16 protein-coding genes are annotated in these 24,786 nt (G+C 72.3%); all 16 read left to right on the top strand.

Annotation, left to right across the window (positions count from 1 at the left end):
- Positions 1 to 16: 16 nt before the first annotated feature.
- Positions 17 to 1,279 carry a beta-ketoacyl-[acyl-carrier-protein] synthase family protein gene (locus tag ACFYV1_RS32770; RefSeq protein WP_389399293.1) on the top strand — a complete coding sequence of 421 codons (1,263 nt, stop codon included), beginning with the start codon at positions 17 to 19 and terminating at the stop codon, positions 1,277 to 1,279.
- The gene (locus tag ACFYV1_RS32765) at positions 1,276 to 2,427 is read left to right on the top strand and encodes a beta-ketoacyl synthase N-terminal-like domain-containing protein (RefSeq protein ID WP_389399292.1); all 1,152 of its coding nucleotides are present in this window, start codon (positions 1,276 to 1,278) and stop codon (positions 2,425 to 2,427) included. The genes ACFYV1_RS32770 and ACFYV1_RS32765 overlap by 4 nt, the downstream gene beginning before the upstream one ends.
- Positions 2,424 to 3,302, top strand: coding sequence for a beta-ketoacyl synthase N-terminal-like domain-containing protein (locus ACFYV1_RS32760; RefSeq protein ID WP_389399291.1), 879 nt, complete (start codon positions 2,424 to 2,426; stop codon positions 3,300 to 3,302). Before ACFYV1_RS32765 ends, ACFYV1_RS32760 begins: the two co-directional genes overlap by 4 nt.
- Positions 3,302 to 4,150, top strand: coding sequence for an alpha/beta fold hydrolase (locus ACFYV1_RS32755; protein ID WP_389399290.1), 849 nt, complete (start codon positions 3,302 to 3,304; stop codon positions 4,148 to 4,150). The genes ACFYV1_RS32760 and ACFYV1_RS32755 overlap by 1 nt, the downstream gene beginning before the upstream one ends.
- Positions 4,147 to 5,118 (top strand): hypothetical protein, encoded by a 972-nt coding sequence (locus tag ACFYV1_RS32750; protein WP_389399289.1) that lies wholly within the window; start codon positions 4,147 to 4,149, stop codon positions 5,116 to 5,118. Before ACFYV1_RS32755 ends, ACFYV1_RS32750 begins: the two co-directional genes overlap by 4 nt.
- A complete protein-coding gene (locus ACFYV1_RS32745) occupies positions 5,115 to 5,462 on the top strand; it encodes a hypothetical protein (protein WP_389399288.1) in 348 nt (115 codons plus the stop codon). Before ACFYV1_RS32750 ends, ACFYV1_RS32745 begins: the two co-directional genes overlap by 4 nt.
- 1 nt (position 5,463) lies before the next feature.
- On the top strand, positions 5,464 to 5,871 hold the full coding sequence (locus tag ACFYV1_RS32740; RefSeq protein WP_389399287.1) for a hypothetical protein: 408 nt from the start codon (positions 5,464 to 5,466) through the stop codon (positions 5,869 to 5,871).
- A complete protein-coding gene (locus tag ACFYV1_RS32735) occupies positions 5,871 to 6,281 on the top strand; it encodes a hypothetical protein (RefSeq protein ID WP_389399286.1) in 411 nt (136 codons plus the stop codon). Before ACFYV1_RS32740 ends, ACFYV1_RS32735 begins: the two co-directional genes overlap by 1 nt.
- Positions 6,282 to 6,358: 77 nt before the next feature.
- Entirely contained in the window at positions 6,359 to 7,471 is a 1,113-nt protein-coding gene (locus ACFYV1_RS32730) for a beta-ketoacyl synthase N-terminal-like domain-containing protein (protein WP_389399285.1), read from the top strand.
- 20 nt (positions 7,472 to 7,491) lie between these two features.
- A complete protein-coding gene (locus tag ACFYV1_RS32725; RefSeq protein ID WP_389399284.1) occupies positions 7,492 to 7,761 on the top strand; it encodes an acyl carrier protein in 270 nt (89 codons plus the stop codon).
- Positions 7,761 to 8,165, top strand: coding sequence for a 3-hydroxyacyl-ACP dehydratase FabZ family protein (locus tag ACFYV1_RS32720; RefSeq protein WP_389399283.1), 405 nt, complete (start codon positions 7,761 to 7,763; stop codon positions 8,163 to 8,165). The genes ACFYV1_RS32725 and ACFYV1_RS32720 overlap by 1 nt, the downstream gene beginning before the upstream one ends.
- Positions 8,162 to 8,644: a 3-hydroxyacyl-ACP dehydratase FabZ family protein gene (locus ACFYV1_RS32715; protein ID WP_389399282.1), complete on the top strand. Its 483-nt coding sequence runs from the start codon at positions 8,162 to 8,164 to the stop codon at positions 8,642 to 8,644. Before ACFYV1_RS32720 ends, ACFYV1_RS32715 begins: the two co-directional genes overlap by 4 nt.
- Before the next feature lie 27 nt (positions 8,645 to 8,671).
- Positions 8,672 to 9,418: a 3-oxoacyl-[acyl-carrier-protein] reductase gene (fabG, locus tag ACFYV1_RS32710; RefSeq protein ID WP_389399281.1), complete on the top strand. Its 747-nt coding sequence runs from the start codon at positions 8,672 to 8,674 to the stop codon at positions 9,416 to 9,418.
- Positions 9,419 to 9,447: 29 nt separating this feature from the next.
- Complete coding sequence (locus ACFYV1_RS32705; RefSeq protein ID WP_389399280.1) at positions 9,448 to 10,089, top strand: 2-hydroxychromene-2-carboxylate isomerase; 642 nt, start codon at positions 9,448 to 9,450, stop codon at positions 10,087 to 10,089.
- A gap of 3 nt (positions 10,090 to 10,092) precedes the next feature.
- Positions 10,093 to 10,305, top strand: coding sequence for an MbtH family protein (locus tag ACFYV1_RS32700; RefSeq protein WP_389399279.1), 213 nt, complete (start codon positions 10,093 to 10,095; stop codon positions 10,303 to 10,305).
- Positions 10,306 to 10,657: 352 nt separating this feature from the next.
- Positions 10,658 to 24,786, top strand: a 14,129-nt coding sequence (locus ACFYV1_RS32695) for an amino acid adenylation domain-containing protein (RefSeq protein ID WP_389399278.1), incomplete at its 3' end; no start/stop codon positions are given.

The following is a 24,786-nucleotide window of genomic DNA, read 5'->3' as shown; positions in this document are numbered from 1 at the left end:
GGATTGGGAGGTTGGCATGACGGCAGTGCGCGGCACCGGCCAGGCCGGACCTGAACGGCACCGGGTCGTCCTCACCGGACTCGGTGTGGTCTCCAGCATCGGGTTGGGGGCGAAGGAGTTCTTGCAAGGACTCCGCGAGGGGCGCAGCGGTGCGCGGCCCATCTCGGTTTTCGAGACCGAGGGCTTCGCCCACGCGAACGGCTGCGAGATCACGGATTTCGACCCTCGTGACTGGATCAGCACCCTCGATGTGGAACAGCTCGGCCGGGCCGCGCAGTTCTCCGCCGCGGCCGCCCGGATGGCACTGGAGGACTCGGGCCTCGACCTGGCGGAGCTGCGCTCCCGTCGCGGCCTGATCTCCATCGGCACCACCGACGGCGAGAGCTACGACCTCGACCAGATGGTCGAGAGCGAACTGGTCGACGGCACCGGCATGTTCGACCCCGTCGCGGCACGGCGGGTACCGGCCGGCCGGCTCTCGGTGGCCATCGCCCAGGAACTCGGCCTCACCGACGTGGAGGCGCTCACCATTCCGACCGCCTGCTCGGCCGGCAACTACGCCATCGGCTACGGCTTCGACGCCGTCAGCTCCGGTGAGGCCGAGTTCGCCTTCTGCGGCGGCGCGGACGCGATGTGCCGCAAGACCTTCACCGGTTTCTACCGGCTCGGCACCATCGCCCCCGACCGCTGCCAGCCCTTCGACGCCGACCGCAAGGGCATCCTCACCGGCGAGGGTGCCGGCGTCCTCGTACTGGAACGTCTCGACTCCGCGCTGGAGCGAGGCGCCACCATCTACGCGGAAGTGCTCGGCTACGGCCTGAACTGCGACGCCCACCACCAGGTGGCGCCCGACCGGGACAGCGTCGCCGAACTGATGCGCCTCGCCCTGGAGAACGCCGGCGTCAAGCCGGAGGAGGTCGACCTCATCTCCGCACACGGCACCGGTACCAGGGCCAACGACATCACGGAGGCCGGCGCGATCCGCCAGGTCTTCGGGAGCAGGCCGCCGCGCACCGTCTCCATGAAGTCGATGCTCGGCCACGCCATGGGCGCCGCCAGCGCGCTCGGGGCCATCGGCTGCGCCCTCGCCATACAGAACCGTTTCATCCCCCCGACCATCAACCACGTCACCACCGACCCCGAGTGCGACGTCGACTGCGTTCCGAACGAGGCGGTCGAGGCCGACCTGCGGATCGTGCAGAACAACGGGCTCGCCTTCGGCGGCAACAACGCCGCGGTCCTCCTCGGCCGCTACGACGCGATTCTGGAGGCGTCATGACGACACGCCCGATCATCGGGATGGGCGCCGTCGCCGCCACCGGCTCCGGGGTCGGTGAACTCTTCGAGAGCCTGTGCGAGGGCCGCAGCGGCCGGGCCGAACTCCGCGGCTTCGACCGGACCCGGTTCCGCGCGCAGCACGCGTACGAGGTCGACAACAGGCCGGTGCCCGGACAGGACGTGGCGGGCCGCGCCTCGGACCTGCTCGTCGAGGCCATCGGCCAGGCCGCCGCCGACGCCGGCCTCGGCGAGGACCTCAGCGGCATTCCGGTGCTGATCGGCACCGGCCTGCGGGAGCTGCGCTCCTTCGAGCTCTCGTCGCGCGACGGCGCACCGTTCGACGCCTCCGGGCTGCACTTCGGCACCAGGCTGCGCGAGCGGTTCGGCGCCGACGACACCCACACCTTCTCCAACGCCTGCTCGGCCTCGCTGTACGCACTGGCGCTCGGCTCCGACCTGCTGGAACAGGAGGGGGACGACGCGCCCGACACCGTGATCGTCGCGGGTGTCGACGTGCTGACCGAGTCCATGTACGGGCTCCTCGAGCGGGTGCACCCGCAGCCTCCGGACCGGGTGCGGCCGTTCGACCGCAACCGCACCGGCGTGCTGATGGGCGACGGTGCCGCGGCGGTCGTGCTGCGCCGCACCGAGCGGGACGCGCCCCAGGTGCACGGCCGGCTGCGCTCGGTCGCCGTCAACTGCGACGCGTACCACGTCACCGCACCCTCCCCCGAGGGCATCGCGGAGGCCATGCGTGCCGCCCACCGGCTCGCGGGGGTCAAGCCCTCGGACATCGACCTGGTGATGCTGCACGGCACGGGCACCCTCCTCAACGACGAGGCGGAGGCGGCCGCGCTCGCCGACGTGCTCGGTGACGGGGCGTCCGGGCCCCTGATGACCGCGGTGAAGTCCATGACCGGGCACACCTCCGGGGCGTCCGGCCTGATCAACCTGATCGTGGGCGTCCGCGCCCTGAACGAGGGACGGGTGCCGCCTACCGTCGGCCTCGACGAGCCGGTGGAGGAGGCCGCGCCCTTCCGCTTCGTGACGGGCGAGGCGGCCGCCGAACGGCAGCTGAACGTGGCGCAGCTCAACGCCTTCGGATTCGGCGGCATCAATGCCGTCGCCATAGTGGAGGGCCCTCGATGACCTCGCAGAGCGCCGACCGGACCGTGGTCGTCTCCGGCGCCGCCGTGCTGCTGCCCGGTGCCGACACCGTACGGGCTCTCGCCGACGGACCCGCCGCCGACGGCGCTCCCGTCGAGCCGGCCGCACACGTCGGCCGCAAGGGACTGCGCTACAAGGACCGGGCCACCCAGCTCGGTTACTGCCTCACCGCGGCGGCCCTCGGGGACGCCGGGCTCCTCGGAGACGACGGCCTCACCTGCCCCGCGGAGAGCGTCGGCGTGGTCGCCAGCTCCAACTTCGGCAACCTGGACACCGTGGCGCGGTCGCTGGACACCATCCGCGAGGAGACCGTCACCGCGACCAGCCCCATGGACCTCCCCAACGCGTCCAGCAACGTCATCGCGTCGTCCGCGGCCATCCGCTACGGCCTGCGCGGTCCCAACCTCATGGTCTGCAACGGCGAGACGTCCGGCCTGGACGCCGTCCACTGGGCGACCACGATGATCACGGCAGGACGCGCGGAGCGGGTCCTGGTCCTCGGCGTCGAGCCCGACAACGACGTGGTGCGCCGGCTCCTCGGCGGCGCACGGGCGGTGGACGGAGGGGCGGCACTCGTCCTGGAGTCCCGTACGGCGGCCGTTCAGCGCTCGGCGACCGTACGCGCCGTCCTCGGCACGTACCGCAGGAGCGCCGGCGACCCGGCCCCCGCCCGGGGCCGCCGCTGGGAGCTGCCGTCGCACCTCGGCCACGCCTCGGGTGCGCACGGCGTCCTCCAGTGCGCCGCCGCCGTCGGCATGTTCGACGCCGGCGAGCGCGGCCCGGTGCAGGCCACGGCCGGCACCGCGGCGGACGACGCCGGCGCGGAGCTGCTGCTCCTGGCCCCCGAGGCGGCGTGATGGCCACCCATGTCGACCTGCGACCGGTGTCCGTCCGGCAGCGCACCGAGGGCACCGGCCCCCGGGTGCTGCTGCTGCACGGCCTCGCGGCCGCCGACAGCGTGTGGGAGCGCACGATCGAGCAGTTCCCGGACGACTACCAGCTCTGGACCGCCCGGCTGCCGTGGCGTACCGAGACCATCGCCGACTGGGGTGAGCAGCCCAATCTCAAGGGCTGGCTGGCCAAGGCGCTGGAGGCGGTGCCCGGACGCGCCGACGTCGTCGTCGCCCACTCGATGGCGGCGAACGTCCTGCTCGACCTGCTCGACCAGAAGAACCGGGGCGGCGTGGACGCGCTGCGCCACTTCGGCATCCGGGCCCTGGTGCTCGTCTCCCCCTTCTACCGGGGGTCCGCCGACGAGTTCGACTGGGAGACGATCAGCTACTACCTCAACGACTTCCACCTGATCATGGAAGAGGGGATCCGCGCCCACTCCGACGGGCGCTTCCCCGCCGATGTGCAGGCGGCCATGGGCCGCCGGGTGCGCGACAGCGTCGGAGCCTACGGCTGGTTCCGCTTCTTCGACCTCTACCTGCGCACACCCGCACTCAGGACCGACCGCATCACCGTCCCCACCCTGGTGCTCGGCGGCGAGACCGACTTCGCCGCCCGCCCGGAAGAGGGCGTCGCCCTCGCCGCAGCGCTTCCCGACGCGGTCTCCCGCGTCCTGCCCGGCTGCGGGCACTTCCCGATGCTCGACGCGGCACCGCTCTTCGCCGCCGCCGTGCAGGAATTCCTCAACCCGATCACGGGCGCCACACCCCAGCGCGGTACCGCCCCTCTCAATGCTCTGGAGCCCCAGCGATGACCCTCGTCACCGACACCGCCGTCAAGGCGCTCCTCGACACCACCACGACCACGCAGGTCCGCCCCCGTTACGAGGGCTCCAACATCTGCACCTGGATCGGCTTCAAGCACGTCAACTACCTCGTCGAGGAAGCCGTTCTGGACCACTTCCGGCAGACCGCGCTGCCCGCCCGCGCGCTGTACGAGGAGCACGGCCTCGGCCTCGACATCGTCTCGATCGACACCCGCATCCTGCACGCCTTCCACATGGACGACGTCGCGGAGGCGGAGGTCGTGCCGTGGACGAAGGACGACGACGCGACCATCGGCTTCAAGGTCACCATCCAGTTCGAGCGCAACGGCGAGATCCACAAGGCCGTGACCTCGAAGGTCCGTGTGTCGCTGCGCGTCGACACCTACCTCGAGGCGGCCGGCGAGGTCCCGGCCGAGCTGGCCCGGTTCGCCGTCGCCGTCCTCGGCGACGACCTCGAGCGCGAGGCGCCCGCCGCCGCTCCCGCCGAGGAGGAGATCCTCGAGCGGCTCACCGCCGGGCAGAACGCGTACGCCTGGAAGTGGAACATCCCGTACCCGTACTGCCACTTCACCGAGCGCATCCAGATGTCCGGCTACCTGCGGCTGATGGAGGAGGGCAAGGACCGCTTCGTCGCCGACCGCGGCATCTCCATCAAGACCCTGCTCGACGACCGCCGCTGGATCCCGGTGGTCCCGCGCTCCGACATCCGCATCCTCGACGAGGCGCTGATGGAGGAGGACCTCTACACGGTCTACACCGTCGAGGAGGTCTTCAAGGACTTCACCTACACCTCGCGCATGGACTTCTACGTGCTGCGTGACGGCAAGCTGGTCAGGACCGCGACGGGCCGTATCGTGCACGGCTACGCCGTCATCGAGAACCGCCGCGACTGGAGCCTGGTCAACTTCGACCAGCGGGTCGTCGACGCGATCAACGGCAAGGCGCCGCAGGCGTGACCGAGATCCGGGAGAGCGGCGGCCGGCCCCGGCTGCTGCTCGTCGAGAGCCAGGGGGGCGTCGCGCAGGACCCCGCGTTCCGGCGCGACGCCGTCACCCAGGTCCTCGCCGGGCACTCGGTGCTGCTCTTCCTGGTCCAGGACGGCGTCCTGCTGGCCGTCCCCGGCAGCGACGACGACCTGGACCGGTTCCAGAAGGGCGGCGGGGTCCTCGCCGCAGACGAGTTCTCGCTCACCCAGCGGGGTCTCGGCGCGGACCTGCTCAGACCCGAGCTGAAGGTGATCGGCATGGACGAAGTGGCGGGCTGGATCCTCGACCCGGCCGTCCGGGTGGTGTGGCACTGACGTGGCCAGGAAGATTCCGGAGACCGACGTACTGATCACCCTCATGGGCGCCCCGCACGGCAGTGACCAGGTCACCACCGCACTGCGGCTGACCCAGGCGCTGCTGGAGCGGGGAGCCGGTGTACAGGTGTGGACCTGCGGCTACGCCACGTTGCTCACCCAGCGTTCGCTGGGCCGGGACAAGCCGCGCAACCTCGCCGACTGGAACCGTGAGTACCCCTCCACCGCGGCGCTGGCCGAGGAACTGCTGACCGCGTTCCCCCGCCGGCTGTACTGGTACGGGTGCCGGTTCTGCAGTGACGACAGGGGCGTCGCGGAGCATCTGCCGCAGGTGGTGCTCCGCCCGCCCGCCGGATACGCGGCCAATGTGGCCGCGGCCGGCAGAACCGTACTCGTCGGAGTGATCTGATGTCCTCTCAGGAACACCCCGACGGCCGGGTGCTGGCCATCGTGGAACGCGGCTACCGGGGAGCGCTGGAGAAGCAGTTCTTCGACGAGCTCTACCTCGCCACCGAACTGCACCGTCAGCTCGGCGGGCTCGACATCCTGCTGCGCGGCCGGGCCGTGACCTACGCCCTCACCGCGCCGCCCGTGCCGCCGCTGCGCATCGGAAACCGCACGGTGGACACACTCGGCGACCCCCGCAAGGGGCTGCGCGCCCTCCTCGACGCCGGAGTGGGCGTCTGGGCGGAGGAGCCGGGGCTGACCGCACTCGGTGCGGCCGGTTCCCCCGACCGTCTGCTGGCGGGCATCCAGGTCGCGGCCGAGGGCGAGACGGCCGCCCGCTGGACCGACTACCGGATGGTCTGTTTCTTGTGACCGCCGCACCGACGGTGCGAGCAGCTGTGACTTCGCGAGCCCACCGGGCTCGGTGAACGGAAGGAAGCACGACGGACATGTCCACACTCACCACGGTCGCCGGCCGCCCGGTGATCACCGCATGGTCGGCCGTGTCGTCGTACGGCATCGGCAGGGCGGCGTTCGCCGAGGGCCTGCGCGAACGGCGGCCGGCTGCGACGGAACTCGGCACCGGGCACGGCGAGACCCCCGACGGCACCGGCTGTGTGGTCCCCGACTTCGACATCCGCAAGGTGCTCGGGAAGAAGGGCACCCGCTCCATGGACCGGGTCACGGGCCTCGCCGTCACCGCCGTCGGGGCGCTCCTCGACGACGGCGACCGCAACCGTGCGGTCGGCACCGGCGAGGGCGCGGCCTTCGCGCTCGGGACCACCACCGGCAGCGCCCAGTCCATGATGGACTTCACCAGGGACTCCCTGACCGGTGACCAGCCCTTCTTCGTCGACCCGGCGCGCTTCCCCAACACGGTGATGAACTGCGCCGCCGGCCAGAGCGCCATCTGGTACGGGCTCAAGGGCCCCAACGCCACCATCGCGGGCGGCCGGACCGCCGGTCTGCACGCCCTCAACTACTCGCGCCGGCTGCTCTCCGCGGGCCGCGCCCGTACGGTGCTGTGCGGCGCGGCCGAGGAGTTCTCGCAGGCCCGCGCCTGGCTGGAGCGCCGGGCGGGCGACGAGGGCGGCGCATCCGCCGGCGCGCCGCTCGGCGAGGGCTGCGCCATGCTCCTGGTCGAACCGCACGACCCGGGGGACCCCGCCCAGCCGGTCCTCGCCGAACTCGTCGCCGTCGAACTCGGTGTCGTGCTCGACGGGGACACCCGCCCCGCCCTCGTGTCCTGCCTGCGCTCCGCGCTGCGGCGGGCGGGCGTCGAGGCTGACCAGGTCGTCGCCGTCGCCAGGTCCGGCGCTCCCGGACGCGAGGGCCGGGGCGAGGCCGACGCCGTCGCCGAGGTCTTCGGCACCTCCGGTCACGCCGATCTGACGCCCACCGACCTGATCGGCGACACGGGCGCCGCCGCAGCGGCCTTCCAGGCCGCCGCACTGCTCTCCTACGCCGCCGACCGGCCCGAGGACGCGGCCAGCCGGATCGGCGTGATCACCTCCGTGGACCGCACCGGCACCGTCGGCTGCGCCCTGCTCGGCCTGCGCTGAGCCCGCCCCACCACCAGCTGATGAGAGGAACCCCGACCGTGCTGGACAAGGAAGAACTGCGAGCCCTCGTGGCGCAGGTGCTGGACGTCGACGAGTCCGAGATCACCGACGACGCCAGATTCGTCGACGACCTGGAGGTCGACTCCCTGATGGCGCTGGAGATCGTCGTCGTCCTGGAGAAGAAGTATGGCGTCAAGCTGCCGGAGTCCGAGCTCAAGCAGATCATCACCCTGCAGAGCGCCTACGACCTGCTGCTCCGCAAGATCGACGCGGCGCAGCGGGCAGCCTGATGCCCGGCGCGAGCCCGCTCGCGGGACTCGTCGAGGTGCTGCCCGGCGAGGACGAGTCGCACACCGCCGCCCGCTTCACCGTCGAGGACGGCGAGACCGTGCTGCCCGGGCACTACCCGGGTTTCCCGATCTTCCCGGGCGTCTGCCTCGTGGAGTGCACCCACCTCGCGGCGCTCGCCACCGCACCCGGTGGAGCGAAGGACGGCGAGCTTGCCGCCGTGGAGTCGACCCGGTTCACCGGGCCTGTCTTCCCCGGCGACCGGCTGGAGATCACCATGGGTTGGAAGCAGACCCCCGCGGGGGACTGGCAGTGCCGGGCGAAGCTGGCCACCGGCCGCGGCGACGCCGCCACGGTACGCCTGCGCTACCGCCCGCGCGCCGCGGCCCCGGAGGTGGCGGCGTGATCGGACAGCGTGACATCCGGGCCCGGTTGCCGCACCGCTTCCCGATGCTGCTCGTGGACCGGGTCACCGACGTCGTCCCCGGCGAGAGGCTGACCGCGCTCAAGGCCGTCACCTGCAACGAGCCGTGGTACGAGAAGCTCGGCCCGGGCACCCCGGACGAGGACTTCGCCTACCCGATGTCGCTCCTGATCGAGTCCTGGTGCCAGTCGGCGGGCGTCCTCGCCACCTGGGACGACCCCAACCCGGACGTACTGGAGGGGCAGGTGATGCTCTTCGGCTCCATGACGGGCGTCGAGTTCCACCGGCCCGTACTGCCCGGCGAGGTCCTGGAACACCGCGTCCGGCTCGACCGGCGGGTCGACGACACCGTCCTGTTCGAGGGCGAGAGCCGATCGGCCGGCGAGACGGTGATGACCGTCGGCCGGATCGTCATGGCCTTCCGGCCCGCAGAGGTTCTGCGCCCCGCCGCGGCCACCTGATTCGCACACTCACGGAGAAACATCATCATGGGAGACACCACGAACCGGGTGGCCCTCGTCACCGGCGGCTCGCGCGGCATCGGCCGCGCCACCGTCCACGCACTGGCCCGCGACGGATTCGACGTCGCCTTCTGCTACCGCTCGGACGACGAGGCCGCGCGCACGCTGGAGAAGGAGTTGGCGGACACCGGCGTCCGCGTGACGGGAAGCCGGGTCGACGTCGCCGACGCCGAGTCCGTACGGGCCTGGATCGGCGCCACAGAGGAGGAGTTCGGGCAGATCGACGCGGCCGTCACCGCCGCCGGCATCACCCGGGACAACCCGCTGGTCCTCATGGAGGACGAGCAGTGGCGGCAGGTCATCGACACCAACCTGGACGGCGTCTACCACGTCTGCCGGTCCGTCGTCTTCGGCATGATGAAGCGCCGCGCCGGTGCGATCGTCAACATCTCCTCGGTCGCCGGCGTCTACGGACACGGCACGCAGACCAACTACTCCGCCTCCAAGGCCGGGATCATCGGCTTCTCCCGCGCCCTGGCCAAGGAGACCGGCCGCTCCGGGATCCGGGTCAACGCGGTCGCCCCCGGCTTCATCGAGACGGACATGGTCGCCGCGATGAACGACAAGGCCCGCAAGGAAGCGCTCTCCTCCATCCCGTTGCGCCGGATGGGCACGGCGGAAGAGGTGGCCGACCTCGTCGCCTATCTCGTCTCCGACCGTGCCGCCTACATCACCGGAGCGGTGCTCCAGATCGACGGCGGCATCACCATCTGATCCATCCGCGAACCCCCTTGGAGGCGGTGATGGCACGACGCGGCCCACGCTGGTACTTCTCCTTCCGTAGCCCGTACTCCTGGATGGCCTACCGGGACCTGACCGGCACCTACCCGGACGTCGCGGAGCACATCGAGTGGCTGCCGTTCTGGGAGCCGGACGAGGCGGCCCAGGACGAGCTCGAGCGGAACAACGTCCGGCTGCCGTACGTCCCGATGTCGAAGGAGAAGCACCTCTACATCCTTCAGGACGTGCGCCGGCTCGCCCGGGCCCGCGAGCTCGAGATGGTGTGGCCGGTGGACCCGGCCCCGCGGTGGGAGGTCTCGCACCTCGGCTATCTGGCCGCGGCCGAGGCGGGCGCGGGCCCGCGCTTCATCGAGGAGACCTACCGGTACCGCTGGGAACTGGGTGAGGACATATCCGACCCGGACATCGTGGGCCGGATCGGAAAGGAAATCGGACTCGACGCCTGTGTGACGGCGGAGGCACACCTGGACCCGGTGATCCGGGAAAAGGGTCTGCGGGCCCTGAACTCTCTCCACCGGGACGGCGTGTTCGGCGTCCCCTTCTTCATCGACGGCTTCGACAAGTACTGGGGAGTCGACAGGCTGCCCGGCTTCGTGGACGCGGTACGCGCCCGGATCAGAAAACAATCAGTGAAGGAAGGCTGAATCATGGCGACCAATCCGTTCGAGGACGAGAACGCCAACTACTTCGTCCTCGTCAACGACGAGGGGCAGTACTCGCTCTGGCCCGCCTTCGCCGAAGTGCCCGCGGGGTGGACCGTGGCGCACGGCGAGGCGGCACGCCAGGAGTGCGTCGACCACATCAACACCAACTGGACGGACATGCGGCCCAAGAGCCTCGTCCAGGCCATGGGCGGCTGACCGGCGGCGATCCACCGGGGACCGGGCCCCGGCTTCGGAGTTCAGAGGGTAGGGAGCGGGTGCTCGCGTTCTGCGCGGGCACCCGTTTCCCATGTCCGCGGCCTGCCCGGGGCCCGAGGGCGTTGGCAGCATTCTGTCGGCCCGGATACGGCCTTCGTGTGCCGTGACGACGCCGTTCGCCGTGCTTGGCAGCATGATGCAGGGTCGGTTGTCCGGGTATCTCGGGCGGTGCGACAGTGGCCGGAAATGAGGAGTGGGGGAAGCGGGGGACGTCTCCGGAATTCCCATCTCCGGGATATCTCCGCCGTTCGGGCGGAATCCTTTGCAGTCGATCTGCTCGAGGTGGAGAAGAATGACGCTCGGTGGGCACGGGATACCTCTGACGGCAGCGCAGTCCGGAATCTGGTTCGCCCAGCAGCTCGACCCGGAAAACCCGGTCTACAACGCCGGCGAGTATCTCGAGATCCATGGTGAGCTCGACCGCGGAATCTTCGAGGCGGCGCTTCGCCGGGTCGTGGACGAGATGGAGAACCTGCGGGCCCGGTTCACCGAGACGCCCGACGGTCCGCGCCAGATCATCGACGACGCTCCCGAGTGGGAACTGCGGACGATCGACGTCGGCGCGGAGCCGGATCCGCGCGCCGCCGCCGAGGCGTGGATGCGCGCGGACCTGGCGCGCCCTCAGGACACCTCCACCGGACCGCTCTTCCTCTTCGTCCTCTTCCGTGCCGCCGACGACCGCTGGTTCTGGCTCCACCGCTACCACCACCTGCTCGTGGACGGCTTCACTGTCGCCCTGGTGGCCCGGCGCACCGCCGAGGTCTACACCGCGCTGGCGGCCGGCGAGGAGTCGCCGAACCCGTTCGGGCCGCTCGCCGAGCTGGTCCGGCTGGACGCCGCGTACCGCGAGTCGCAGCGGTGCGACGACGACCGGGAGTACTGGCTGCGCCGGCTCGCCGACCGTCCCGAGCCGGTCAGCCTCTCCGCCCAGGAACCGAGCGCCGCGCGCGGCCTGCTGCGCCGCACCGCACGGCTCGACGCCGAGGTGGCCGAGAAGCTGCGGGAGGCCTCACGCGAGGCCGGGGTGGCATGGCCGTGCCTGGTCACCGGCGTCGTCGCCGTCTATCTGCACCGGCTGACCGGCGCCGAGGAAGTCGTCCTCGGACTGCCCGTGACCACCCGGCTCGGCGGCGCCGCCCGCTCACTGCCCGGCATGGTCTCCAACGTCCTGCCGCTGCGGGTGCCCGTGGCCGGGCACAGCACGCTCGGGGACGTCCTCGCCCAGGTCGCCGGCGAGATGCGCGGGGCCATGAAGCACCAGCGGTACCGGTACGAGGACCTCCGCCGCGACCTGCAACTCCTCGGCGCGGACCGGCGGCTGACCGGGCCCCAGGTCAACATCATGATGTTCGACTACGACCTGCGGTTCGGCGAGCTTCCCGCAACGGTCCACAACCTCTGCATCGGCCCGGCCGACGACCTGTCCGTGATCGTCTACGACCGTACGGACGGCAAGGGCCTCCAGATCGACTTCGACGCCAACCCCGATCTGTACACCGGGGACGAGCTCGACGCCCACCTCGCGCGTTTCCGCGCGTTCCTCACCGCCCTCGCGGACGCCCCCGACGGTCTGCCGCTCGGCCGCGTCGACGTGCTCACGGAGGCCGAGCGCGCCCTGGTCGCTCCGGCGCCGGCCGAGGCGAGGGGAGAGCAGTCGCCCGGCACGCTCGTCGAGGCGTTCGAGAAGCAGGTGGCGCGCACGCCCGAAGCCGTCGCGTTGTCGTTCGGTGATGTGTCGTTGTCGTACGGGGAGTTGAACGCGCGGGCGAATCGTCTGGCGCGGGTGCTGGTTTCGCGGGGGGTGGGTCCTGAGCAGTTCGTGGGGCTGGCGCTGCCGCGTGGGGTGGAGCTGATCGTCGGGTTGCTGGCGGTGGTCAAGTCGGGTGCGGCGTATGTGCCGATGGACCCGGACTATCCGGCGGACCGGCTGGCCTACATGGTCGCCGACGCGTCGCCGGTGCTGGTGGTGACGTCGGGCTCGGTGGACCTCTCCGCGGTGGACACCGCGGGCGTGCCGTGGCTGGTTCTTGACGACCCGGCGGTGTCCGCCGAGTTGGCTGTCGCCGACCGCGGTGACCTGGGTGTGGGGATCGAGTCGGCGCATCCGGCGTATGTGATCTACACGTCGGGTTCGACGGGGCGGCCCAAGGGTGTGGTGGTGCCGCATTCGAATGTGGTGCGGTTGTTCTCGTCGACGGAGCACTGGTTCGGGTTCGGCGGGTTCGGCGGGGACGACGTGTGGACGATGTTCCACAGTTACGCGTTCGATTTCTCGGTGTGGGAGATCTGGGGTCCGCTGCTGCACGGTGGGCGTCTGGTGGTGGTGCCGTTCGAGGTGTCGCGTTCTCCGGAGGAGTTCCGTCGGCTGCTGGTGCGTGAGCGGGTGACGGTGCTGAACCAGACTCCGTCGGCGTTCTACCAGTTGATGCAGGTGGATCGGGAGGCTTCGGACTCGGCGGGCGAACTTGCTCTGCGGTATGTGGTGTTCGGTGGTGAGGCGCTGGATCTGTGGCGTCTGGAGGAGTGGTACGAGCGGCACGCCGACGACGCTCCGGTGCTGGTCAACATGTACGGCATCACCGAGACCACCGTCCACGTCACCCACCTGGCGCTCGACCGTCCCACCGCCGCCGCGGCGGCCGGAAGCACCATCGGCTCCGCCATTCCAGACCTGCGTCTGTACGTGCTGGACTCGGCGCTCCGCCCCGCCGCCCCCGGCATCGCCGGCGAGATGTACGTCGCCGGTGCCGGTCTCGCCCGCGGCTACCTGGGCCGACCCGATCTGAGCGCGGACCGGTTCGTCGCCGACCCGTACGGCGCTCCCGGCACCCGGATGTACCGCACCGGCGACATGGCGCGCCTGCACGCCGACGGTGAACTCGAGTACCTTGGCCGCGCCGACCAGCAGGTCAAGATCCGCGGCTTCCGCATCGAACTCGGCGAGATCGAGGCCGCCCTCCAGTCCCACCCCGGAGTCGCGCAGACCGCCGTCGTGGTCCGCGAGGACCGGCCGGGCGACAAGAAGCTCACCGGCTACGTCGTCCCCGTGAACGACGACGCCCCGCACGCCGCCGAGCTGCGCGACCACCTCGGTACGCGTCTGCCCGAGTACATGGTCCCCGCCGCGTTCGTCGCCCTGGACGCCCTGCCGCTGACCGCCAACGGCAAGCTCGACCGCAAGGCGCTGCCCGCCCCCGAGATCGCCGTGAGCGCCGATGCCTGTGCCGCACCGCGCACGGAGACCGAGGAACTGCTCTGCGCGCTCTTCGCCGAAGTGCTGGGCCTGCCCCGCGTCGGTGTCGACGACAACCTCTTCGACCTCGGCGGCGACAGCATCGCCTCCATCCAGCTCGTCTCCCGCGCCCGCGCCGCGGGCCTGCGGCTCACCACCCGCGACGTGTTCCGGCACCGCACCCCCGCCGCACTCGCAGAGGCAGCCGATTCGGCCGCCCCGGACGCCGTCGCCGGCCCCGTGGACGACGAACCGGCCGGCGACCTGGCCCTCACCCCGATCACAGGATGGCTCGCCGAACGCGGCGGCCGGACCGACCGGTACCACCAGTCGGTGCTGCTCCAGGTACCGGCAGACCTCACCGAGGACCACCTGCTGACCGGCCTGCGCCGTCTGATGGAGCGTCACGACGCGTTGCGGATGAGGCAGCTCGGCACCGGGGACGGCTTCGCCCTGGAGATACGACCGTCGGACACCGCGGCCGAGCTCGCCGCGGACAGCGTGCGGCGGGTGGACGTCATCGGCGCCGACGACAGCACCCTCACCGAGGCGGTCGCCGCGCACTCCGCCGGCGCCGTGGCCGCACTCTCGCCGCTCGACGGCAGGATGCTGCGGGCCGTCTGGTTCGACGCCGGAGAGCAGACGTCCGGACGACTGCTGCTGGCCGTCCACCACCTCGCCGTCGACGGCGTGTCCTGGAGCATCCTCCTGCCCGACCTGGCCGACGCCGCTCGCGCCGCCGCCGAGGGCCGCGCACCCGCGGACGCCGTTCCGGGCACCTCACTGCGCACCTGGGCCCGCGAGCTGACGCGGCTCGCCGGCACCGAGGAGCTGACCGCCGAGCTGGAGCTCTGGCAGCGGATGCTGAACGGGCCCGACCCGCGCCTCGGCAGCCGTTCCCTGGACCCGGCCGTCGACACCGCCGCCACCGAGCGCACGCTCGCACTCACCCTGCCCGCCGAGGCCACCCGGGCACTGCTGACCGACGTACCGGCCGTCTTCCACGCCCGCGTCAACGAGATCCTGCTGGCGGGCCTGGTCTCCGCGGTGACCCAGTGGCGCGCGGAACGCGGAACCGACGCGCCGGACGTGCTGGTCGACATCGAGGGCCACGGACGCGAGGACGTGGTGCCCGGCGCCGACGTGTCGCGCACGGTGGGCTGGTTCACCAGCCTCTACCCGGTACGCCTCACCGCCGGCGGCCACGACGAACGGCCCGGCGCCGCCCTCGGGCGGATCAAGGAAGAGCTCCGCGCGGTCCCCGGCAACGGCATCGGATTCGGCCTCCTGCGGTACGCCAACCCGGACACCGCGAAAGCCCTGGCGGACCTCGGCTCCCCGCAGATCGCCTTCAACTACCTCGGGCGCCTCGGCCGTTCCGGCGGCGGGGACTGGGCCACCGCGCCCGGTGCCGCCCCGCTCTCCGGCGGTTACGACCCCGAGATGCCGCTCGCGCACACGGTCGAGCTCAACGCCTTCACCGAGGACGGTCCACAAGGACCGCGGCTGACCGCTGTCTGGAACTGGGCCGGCGGCCTTCTCACGGAGACCGAGGCCCGTCACCTGGCCGACCTCTGGTTCCAGGAGCTGCGCCGCCTCGCGACGCACGCCGCGGAGCCGGACGCCGGCGGCTTCACCCCGTCCGACCTGCCGTTGGTCCGGCTCTCCCAGGAGCAGATCGACCGGCTCGCCGCAGCGCACCCCGCCCCCGCCGACATCCTGCCCGTCGCGCCGCTCCAGCAGGGCCTGCTGTTCCACGCCCTCTTCGACGAGTCGGGCCCCGACGTCTACACCGTCCAGTTCCTCTTCGACCTCGAAGGGCCGCTGGACGGCGCGGAACTGCGCGAGGCGGCCCGCTCACTGCTCCGCCGCCACCCCAACCTCCGGGCCGCCTTCCACCACCAGGACCTGCCGCACCCCGTGCAGGTGATCCCCCGGGCCGCCGAACCCGGCTGGACGGAGACGGACCTGTCCGCCCTCCCGGCCGACCGGCAGCAGGTGGAACTGACTCGTATCCAGGAGACCGAACGGGCCACCCGCTTCGACCTGACCGACCCCCCGCTGGTGCGCTTCACCCTCGTCGCGCTCGGCGGCGACCGCCACCGGCTGGTCTTCACACACCACCATCTGCTGCTCGACGGCTGGTCGATGCCGCTGTACGTGGCCGAGCTGCTGGCCCTGCACACCGGGCGCGACCTGCCCACCCCGCCGCCGTACCGCGACTATCTGCGGTGGCTCTCCGAACAGGACACCGAAGCCGCGGAGGCGGCCTGGCGCCAGGCGTTCGCAGGCGTCGAGGAACCCACGCTGCTCGCCGGCGCCGAGCTCGACACCACCACGCCCGCCGCCCCCGACCAGCTGCTCCTCGACCTGCCGGCCGACCTCGCCGACGCCGTGTCCGCCACCGCCCGCAGCCACGGCCTCACCCTCAACACCGTGGTGCAGACGGCATGGGCGATCCTGCTCGGCCGGCTCACCGGCCGCGACGACGTGGTCTTCGGCGGCACGGTCTCCGGCCGTCCGCCGGAGGTGCCGGGCATCGAGTCGATGGTCGGTCTCTTCGTCAACACCCTGCCCGTCCGGATACGTCTCGACCCCGCGGAGACGGTCGCCGCGCTCCTCGCCCGGGTCCAGGAAGAGCAGTCACAGCTGCTGCCGCACCAGCACGTGGGTCTCGCCGACGTCCAGCGCATCGCCGGCATCGGTGAACTCTTCGACACCATCACCGTGCTGGAGAACTACCCGCTCGATCCCGAGCGGCTCTCCGAGCCTTCCCTCGCCGTCACCGGGATCGACGGCCGGGACGCCACCCACTACCCCCTCAGCCTTGCCGTGATGCCGGGCGAAGGGCTCCACCTGCGGGTCAACCACCGTCCGGACGCCTTCGACGCCGACGCGGTCCGCCGGATCGTCCGCCGGTTCGAGACCGTCCTGCGCTTCGTCACGGAGCGCGCGGCGGAGCCGCTCGGCCGTCTCACTCTGCTGCTCCCCGAGGAGTCGGAGCGTCTGGAGCGCGCCAACGACACCGGCACCGCACCGGCCCCCAGCACCTTCCCCGAGCTGTTCGCCGCCCGGGCGGCCGCCGCTCCCGACGCCCCGGCGCTGCGCCACGCGGACCGTGAGCTGACCTACCGCGAGCTGGACGACCGCGCCACCGAACTGGCCGGGCGTCTGGCGGCAGCCGGCGCGGGCCCCGAGCGGATCGTGGCGGTCGCGCTGCCGCGCTCCGCGGAACTGGTGGTCGCCGTCCTCGCCGTGATGAAGGCCGGCGCCGCCTATCTGCCGGTCGACGCCGAGTACCCGGCCGACCGCATCCGCTACATGCTCGACGACGCGGCCCCCGCCCTGCTCGTCACCACCGGCGCACTGGCGGACTCCCTGCCCGGCGGGGTGCCCCGGTTCCTCGTCGACGCCGACGGGCCGGTGACCGCCGACGGGCCGGCGACCGCCGAAGCGTTGGTGACCGCCGCGCTGCCGGACGTCGTCCAGCGGCCGCAGGCCCCCGCGTACGTGATCTACACGTCGGGTTCGACGGGCCGTCCCAAGGGTGTCGTGGTGACGCACTCGGGTGTGGCGTCGCTGGTCGCGACGCAGATCGAGCGGTTCGGGGTGGGTCCGGGCAGCCGGGTGCTGCAGTTCGCCTCCCCGAGCTTCGACGCGGCGTTCTGGGAGCTCGTCATGGGCCTGCTCACCGGCGCGACCCTGGTCGTGGGGGACCCGGAGGAGCTGACGGCGGGACCGGCGCTCGCCGCCTTCGCCGCCCGCCACGGCATCACCCATGCCACGCTGCCGCCCGTCGTCCTCGGCGCCGCCGCCGAGTCGGACCTCGCGTCCGTCACCACCCTGGTCGTCGCCGGTGAGGCGACCTCCGGCGAGGTGGTCGAGCGCTGGTCGGCGGGGCGCCGGATGGTCAACGCGTACGGCCCGACCGAGTCCACCGTGTGCGCCACCATGTCCGGCGCGCTCGAAGGCGGCGGGGTGCCGCCCATCGGCACCCCCGTGACCGGGACCAGGGTGCACGTGCTCGACGCCAACCTGCGGCTCGTGCCGCCCGGTGTGGCCGGCGAACTGTACATCGCGGGCGCCGGTCTGGCCCGCGGTTACCTCGGCAGGCCGGACGTCACCTCGGAACGGTTCGTGGCCGACCCGTTCGGCGCTCCGGGGGAGCGGATGTACCGCTCCGGCGACGTGGTCCGCCGGACCGCGGACGGGGAGCTGGAGTTCCTCGGCCGCGCCGACGACCAGGTCAAGGTCCGCGGTTTCCGCATCGAACTCGGCGAGATCGAGAACGTCCTGGCCCGGCACGAAGCGGTCGCCCAGGCCGTCGTCGTCGTACGGGACGACCCCGGCGGACGCCGGCTCGCGGCGTACGCGGTCCCCGCCGGCGAAGCCGCCGCCGACCCGGCCGCGCTGCGGGCGCACCTCGCCGCGGCCCTGCCCGACCACATGGTGCCCGCGTTCGTGGTCGTCCTCGACGCGCTGCCGCTCACCCCCAACGGCAAGCTCGACCGCAAGGCGCTCCCCGTGCCGGACGTCGGCACCGCCGGTGAGGGACGGCTCCCCTCGACACCCGAGGAGGAGATCCTCTGCGCCCTGTTCGGTGAGGTTCTCGGCCTGCCCCGGGTCGGCGTCGACGACAGCTTCTTCGACCTCGGCGGCGACAGCATCGTCTCCATCCAGCTGGTCGCCCGGGCACGGACGCGCGGGCTCGTCATCACTCCCAAGCAGGTCTTCAAGGCCCGCACGGTCTCGGCGCTCGCCGCCCTGGCCCAGGCGGCGGAGCCGTCGGACGAACAGGACGGCGACGCGATGACCGACGACGGTCTCGGTGCGGTACCGCTCACCCCGATCATGCACTGGCTGCGGGAACGCCAGGGCCCGGTCGACGGCTTCAGCCAGTCCGTGCTCCTCCAGGTGCCCGCCGGGGCACAGCAGACGCACCTCACGACCGCCGTCCAGGCCGTACTTGACCGGCACGACATGCTGCGGCTCCGGCTGACCCGGCGTGGCCCGCTGTGGGGTCTGGAAGTCCGCGAACGGGGAGCCGTGGACGCCACGGCCGTCCTCGACCGCGTGGCGGTCACCGGCGCCGACGGCCTCGCCGAACTCGTCGCCGCACGCGCCGAATCGGAGCGCCGGGCCCTGTCCCCGGAGAACGGCACCGTGCTCCGCGCGGTCTGGTTCGACCTGGGCGCGGACCTGCCCGGCCGGCTGCTGCTGACCGTCCACCACCTGGCCGTCGACGGTGTGTCATGGCGGATCCTGCTGCCCGACCTGGAGGCGGCCTGGCAGGCAGCGGCGACCGGCAGGGCCCCCGGGCTGCCCGCCGTCGGCACCTCCTACCGCCGCTGGGCCGAGCAGCTCACCGCCCGTGCCCAGGACCCGAACCTGCTCGACGAGCTCGAGCTGTGGACCGACATGCTCGCCGCGCCGGACGAACCGCTCGCGGACCGGGCCCTCGACCCGCGGCGGGACACCGTCGAAAGCGCCCGCAGCCTGGTCCTCACCCTGGCCGCGCAGGAGACCGCGCCGCTGCTGACCACGCTCCCCGCCGCGTACCGGGCAGGCGTCACCGACGTCCTGCTCGCGGGACTCACCACAGCAGTCACCGAGTGGCGGCGGCGCCGCGGACAGGACACCTCCGGCGGCCTCCTCCTCGACCTGGAGGGCCACGGCCGTGAGGAGACCGACGGCACCGACCTGTCCCGCACGGTCGGCTGGTTCACCTCTCTGCACCCGGTCCGGCTCCCCGCCGGCTCCTGGCACGACCCGGCGGCCGCGGTGAAGGACGTCAAGGAACGGCTGCGCGCCGTACCGGACAGCGGACTCGGCCACGGTCTGCTGCGCCACCTCAACCCGCAGACCGCCCTGGCGCTGGCCGGACTCCCGGCTCCTTCGATCGGCTTCAACTACCTGGGCCGGTTCCGCAGCACGGGCGGCGGGGACTGGACTCCCGCGCCAGAGGCCTCGGTCATCGGCGGCGGAGCCGACGCGGGCATGGGCATGCCCCACGCGGTGGAGATCAACGCCCTTGCGGAGGAAGGCCCCGAGGGCCCGGCCCTGGTCGCGACCTGGACGTGGGCCGGCGAACTCCTCGAAGAGGCCGACGTGCGCGAGCTCGCCGGACTCTGGTTCGACGCGCTGCGCCGCCTCGCCACCACCGCTCCGCGCGCCACCGGTCGGCTGACCCCCTCCGACCTGCCGCTCGTGACGCTGACGCAGTCGCAGCTCAGCGGTCTGGAGAGCGCGGTGCCCGGCCTTGCCGACGTGCTGCCGCTGGCGCCGCTGCAGGAGGGCCTGCTCTTCCACTCCCTCCTCGACGGCGGTGCGCCCGACGTCTACACCGTGCAGCTGTTCACAGACCTCGAAGGCCCCCTCGACGCCGTGGCACTGCGCGCGGCGGCCGCCGCACTGCTGCGCCGCCACCCCAACCTGCGGGCCGCGTTCCGCCAGGAGGGCCTGGACCGGCCCGTCCAGGTGGTGCCCGCCGAGGTCGAACTGCCGTGGCGGGAGAGCGACCTGAGCGGCCTGGCGGAGAGCGAGCGCGAACAGGCGCTGGAACGACTCCTCGCCGAGGACCGTGCCGACCGCTTCGACGTCACGAAACCCCCGCTGGTCCGCTTCCACCTCGTCAGACTGGCCGACGACCGGCACAGGCTGCTGTTCAGCAACCACCACATCCTGCTCGACGGCTGGTCGATGCCCGTCGTCGTACAGGAGCTGTTCGCGCTGTACGCCACCGGCGGCGACGACCGCGCCCTGCCGCCCGTACCGCCCTTCGCGGACCATCTGCGCCGGCTCGACGGCCTCGACACGGACGCCGCCGAACGCGCGTGGCGCCATGCGCTCGCCGGGACCGACGAGCCGACGCTGGTCGCGCCCGGTGTCGTTCCCGACCCGTCCGTGCAGCCCGAACGGGTCACCGTCACCCTCTCCGAGGAGCAGACCGCGGCACTCACCGGCTTCGCCCGCGGCCGCGGACTCACTCTCAACACGCTCATCCAGGGCGCCTGGGCCGTGCTGCTCGCCCGGCTCACCGGACGTGACGACGTCGTCTTCGGTGCCACCGTCTCCGGACGGCCCGCCGAGCTCGCCGGCGTCGAGTCGATGGTCGGCCTCTTCATCAACACCCTGCCGGTCCGGGTCGCGCTGCGCCCCGAGGAGAGCGTCGCGGCACTGCTCGAGCGCATCCAGGACGAGCAGAGCGACCTGCTGGAACACCAGCACCTCGCGCTGTCCCGGATCCAGGAACTCGCCGGTGCGGGTGAGCTGTTCGACACGCTCGCCGTGCTGGAGAACTATCCGCTCGACCCCACGATGCTGCGCGCCCCCGGTGACCTCACGGTCAGCCGCATCGACGGCCGCGACGCCACCCACTACCCGCTCACCCTGGTCGTCCTGCCCGGCGACCGGCTCGAGATCAGGCTGAACCACCGGCCCGACGCGGTCGCCGCGCCGGTCGCCCAGGCCCTCGCCGCCCGTCTTCAGGGGCTGTTCACCCGGCTCGTCCGGGAGCCGGACCAGCTCGTCGGCCGTCTCGACGTCCTCACCGCGGGCGAACACGACCAGGTGGTCACGGCCTGGAACGACACCGCCCGCGAGGTCCCTGACCTGACCTTCCCCGCACTGGTCGAGGCACAGACCCGGCGCACCCCGAACCGGCCGGCCGTCGACCACGAAGACGGCAGCCTCACCTTCGCCGAGCTCGGCGAACGGGCGAACCGGCTGGCGCACTGGCTGATCTCCCAAGGCGCGGGCCCGGAGCGGACCGTCGCCCTGCTGCTGCCGCGGTCCGTCGACATCGTCATCGCCCAGCTCGCCGTGCTCAAGGCGGGCGCCGCGTATCTGCCGGTCGACCCGGACCACCCGGACGAGCGCATCTCCCACATGCTCGACGACGCCCGCCCGGCGCTGGTCCTCACCACCGCCGCGCTCGCCGCACGCGCGCCCGGCGCCGACCCCGTACTGCTGGACGAGCTCGACCTGTCGGACCGCGAGGTCACCGATCCGACGGACGCCGACCGGCTCTCCCCGCTGACCCTCGCCCACCCGGCGTACGTCATCTACACCTCGGGCTCCACCGGCCTCCCCAAGGGCGTCACGGTCACCCACGCGGGCATCGCCACCTTCTCGGCGACCCAGATCGAACGGTTCGACGTCGACGGCGACAGCCGCGTGCTGCAGTTCGCCTCGCCCAGCTTCGACGCCTCGGTCCTCGAACTCACCATGGCCCTGCCGGCCGGTGCGACGCTCGTCGTGCCACCGCCTGGACCACTCGCCGACGAGGACCTCGCCCGGGTCCTCGCGGACCGGCGGATCAGCCACGCACTGATCCCGCCGGCCGCCCTGGCCACCGTGCCGCCCGCCGAACTGCCCGGCTTCCGCTGCCTGCTGGTCGGCGGCGACGCCACCAACAGCGCGCTCGTCGACCGCTGGGCCCCCGGCCGGACCATGTTCAACCTGTACGGCCCGACCGAGTCCACCGTCGTCGCCACCATGAGCGAGCGGCTGACCGCGGGCACCGGGACGCCGACGATCGGCCGCCCCATCGAGAACACGCGTGTCTACGTCCTCGACGGCAGCCTCCGTCCCGTCGCCCCCGGCACCGCGGGAGAGCTCTACCTCGCCGGCCACGGACTGGCCCGCGGCTATCTGCACCGGCCCGCGCTCACCGCGGAACGCTTCGTCGCCGCGCCGTTCGGCGAGCCGGGTGCGCGGATGTACCGCACCGGCGACCTGGTCCGCTGGACGCGGGACGGGCGACTCGAGTACCTCGGCCGCTCCGACGGGCAGGTCAAACTGCGCGGCTTCCGCGTCGAACTCGGCGAGGTCGAGTCCGTCCTCGCCGCCCACCCCGGGGTCGGGCAGGTCGCGGTGGTGCTCCGCGAGGACCGCCTCGGCGACAAGCGGCTCGTCGCCTACGCCGTCCCCACCCGGGGGACGTCGCCCGAGCGCGCCGCGCTGCGCGACCACGCGGCCGCCGCACTGCCCGACCACATGGTGCCGTCCGCGTTCGTGATCCTCGACGAGCTGCCGCTCTCCCCGAACGGCAAGCTCGACCGCAAGGCCCTCCCGGCGCCCGACTACACCGACGCCGTGACCGGCCGGTCCCCGCGCACCCCGCGGGAGGAGATCCTCTGCGCGCTGTTCGCCGACGTCCTCGGCGTGCCCGAGGTCGGGATCGACGACAGCTTCTTCGACCTCGGCGGCCACTCCCTCCTCGCCACCCGCCTCGCCGGCCGCATCCGCGTCGCTCTCGGGGCCGAACTCCCGGTCCGCGCCCTGTTCGAGCAGCCGACGGTCGCCGGACTCGCCGGACTTCTGGACGAGGCAGCCGAGGCGCGCACCGCGCTCGAACGACGCACCCGGCCCGCGGAGATCCCGCTCGCACCGGCCCAGCAGCGGCTCTGGTTCCTCGGCCGTCTCGACGGTCCGAGCGCCACGTACAACCTGCCGCTGGCGTTCCGGCTGACCGGCGACCTGGACACGGACGCACTGCGTGCCGCGCTCGGCGACGTCGTCGCCCGGCACGAGAGCCTGCGCACCCTCTTCCCCGACACCGACGGCCGGGCCCGGCAGCACATCCTCGAGCCGGACCGGGCGAACCTCCCCTTCGAGGTCCGGCGCACCACCACCGACGAACTCCCGGCGCAGCTCACGGTCCACGCGGCCCGCGGCTTCGACCTGGCGACCGCGCTGCCGCTGCGCGTCACCCTCTTCGAGACCGACGCGGACGACCGGGTGCTGCTCCTGGTGCTCCACCACATCGTGGCCGACGGGGCGTCGCTGGCGCCGCTGGCGCGTGATCTGTCACAGGCCTATGCGGCGCGGTGTGAGGGCGGTGCGCCCGAGTGGGCGCCGCTGCCGGTGCAGTACGCCGACTACGCGCTCTGGCAGCGCGAACTCCTCGGCGAGGAGCGGGAGCCCGACAGCCTGAGCGCCCGCCAGACCGCGTACTGGCAGCGGGCCCTGGCCGGTGTGCCGGAGGAGCTGCGGCTGCCCGCCGACCGGCCGCGTCCGGCCCGTCCGACCTACCGCGGCGACGTTGTGCCCTTCGAACTCGACGGCCGGCTCCACGCCCGGCTCACGGAGCTCGCACGGCAGGACGGCAGCACCCTGTTCATGGTGTTGCAGGCGGGTCTGGCGTCGTTCCTGTCGGCGGTGGGTGCGGGGACGGATGTGCCGTTGGGGACGCCGGTGGCGGGCCGTGGTGACGAGGCGTTGGACGAGCTGGTGGGGTTCTTCGTGAACACGCTGGTGCTGCGGACGGATGTGTCGGGTGATCCGACGTTCCGTGAGGTGCTGGCGCGGGTGCGGGAGACGGACCTCGCGGCGTACGCGCATCAGGACGTGCCCTTCGAGCGGCTGGTGGATCTGATCAGCCCCGAGCGGTCGCTGGCCAGGCACCCCCTCTTCCAGGTGATGCTGACGCTGGAGAACGACCCGGGTCACGTCCTGGACGCGGCTGGTCTGCAAGGTGAGCTGATGCCCGTCGGCACCGGCGCCGCCAAGTTCGATCTGGCGGTGAGTTTCGGTGAGCGGCGGGACGAGGAGGGCCGGCCCGCGGGTCTTGGCGGGTTCGTGGACTACAGCGTGGATCTGTTCGACCGGGGGACGGTCGAGGGTCTGGTGGCGCGGCTGGGTGACTGGCTGGCGGCCATGGCCGCGGCTCCGGACACGCGGTTGTCGAAGGCCGGGCTGCTGTCCGCCGCTGAGCGTGAGCGGGTGGTGGGGGAGTGGAACGACACGTCGTGTGAGGTGCCTTCGGGGACGTTGGCGGCGTTGTTCGAGGCGCAGGTGGAGCGGACTCCGGACGCGGTCGCGGTGGTGTCCGAGGACGGTGAGGTGTCGTTCGCGGAGTTGAACGAGCGGGCGAATCGTCTGGCGCACCGGTTGATCGCGGAGGGTGTGGGTCCTGAGCGGGTGGTGGCGTTGGTGCTGCCGCGTTCGGTGGAGCTGGCGGTGACGCAGCTGGCGGTGGTGAAGGCCGGTGGCGCGTTCCTTCCCGTCGACCCGGCGCATCCGCAGGAGCGCATCGACTACATGCTCACCGACGCCCGGCCTGTGCTCGTCGTCGACGAGGCGTGGGTGGCATCCGTGGACACGTCCCGGATGCCCGCCACCGACCCCGTGGTGGACGTCGCGGTGGCCCACCCCGCCTACGTGATCTATACGTCGGGTTCGACGGG

Origin of the sequence: Streptomyces sp. NPDC003023, assembly GCF_042888225.1 — a bacterium.
Classification (GTDB): Bacteria; Actinomycetota; Actinomycetes; order Streptomycetales; family Streptomycetaceae; genus Streptomyces.
Note: the sequence above shows the minus strand (reverse complement) of the source record. Positions and strands in the feature narration are given on the sequence as shown.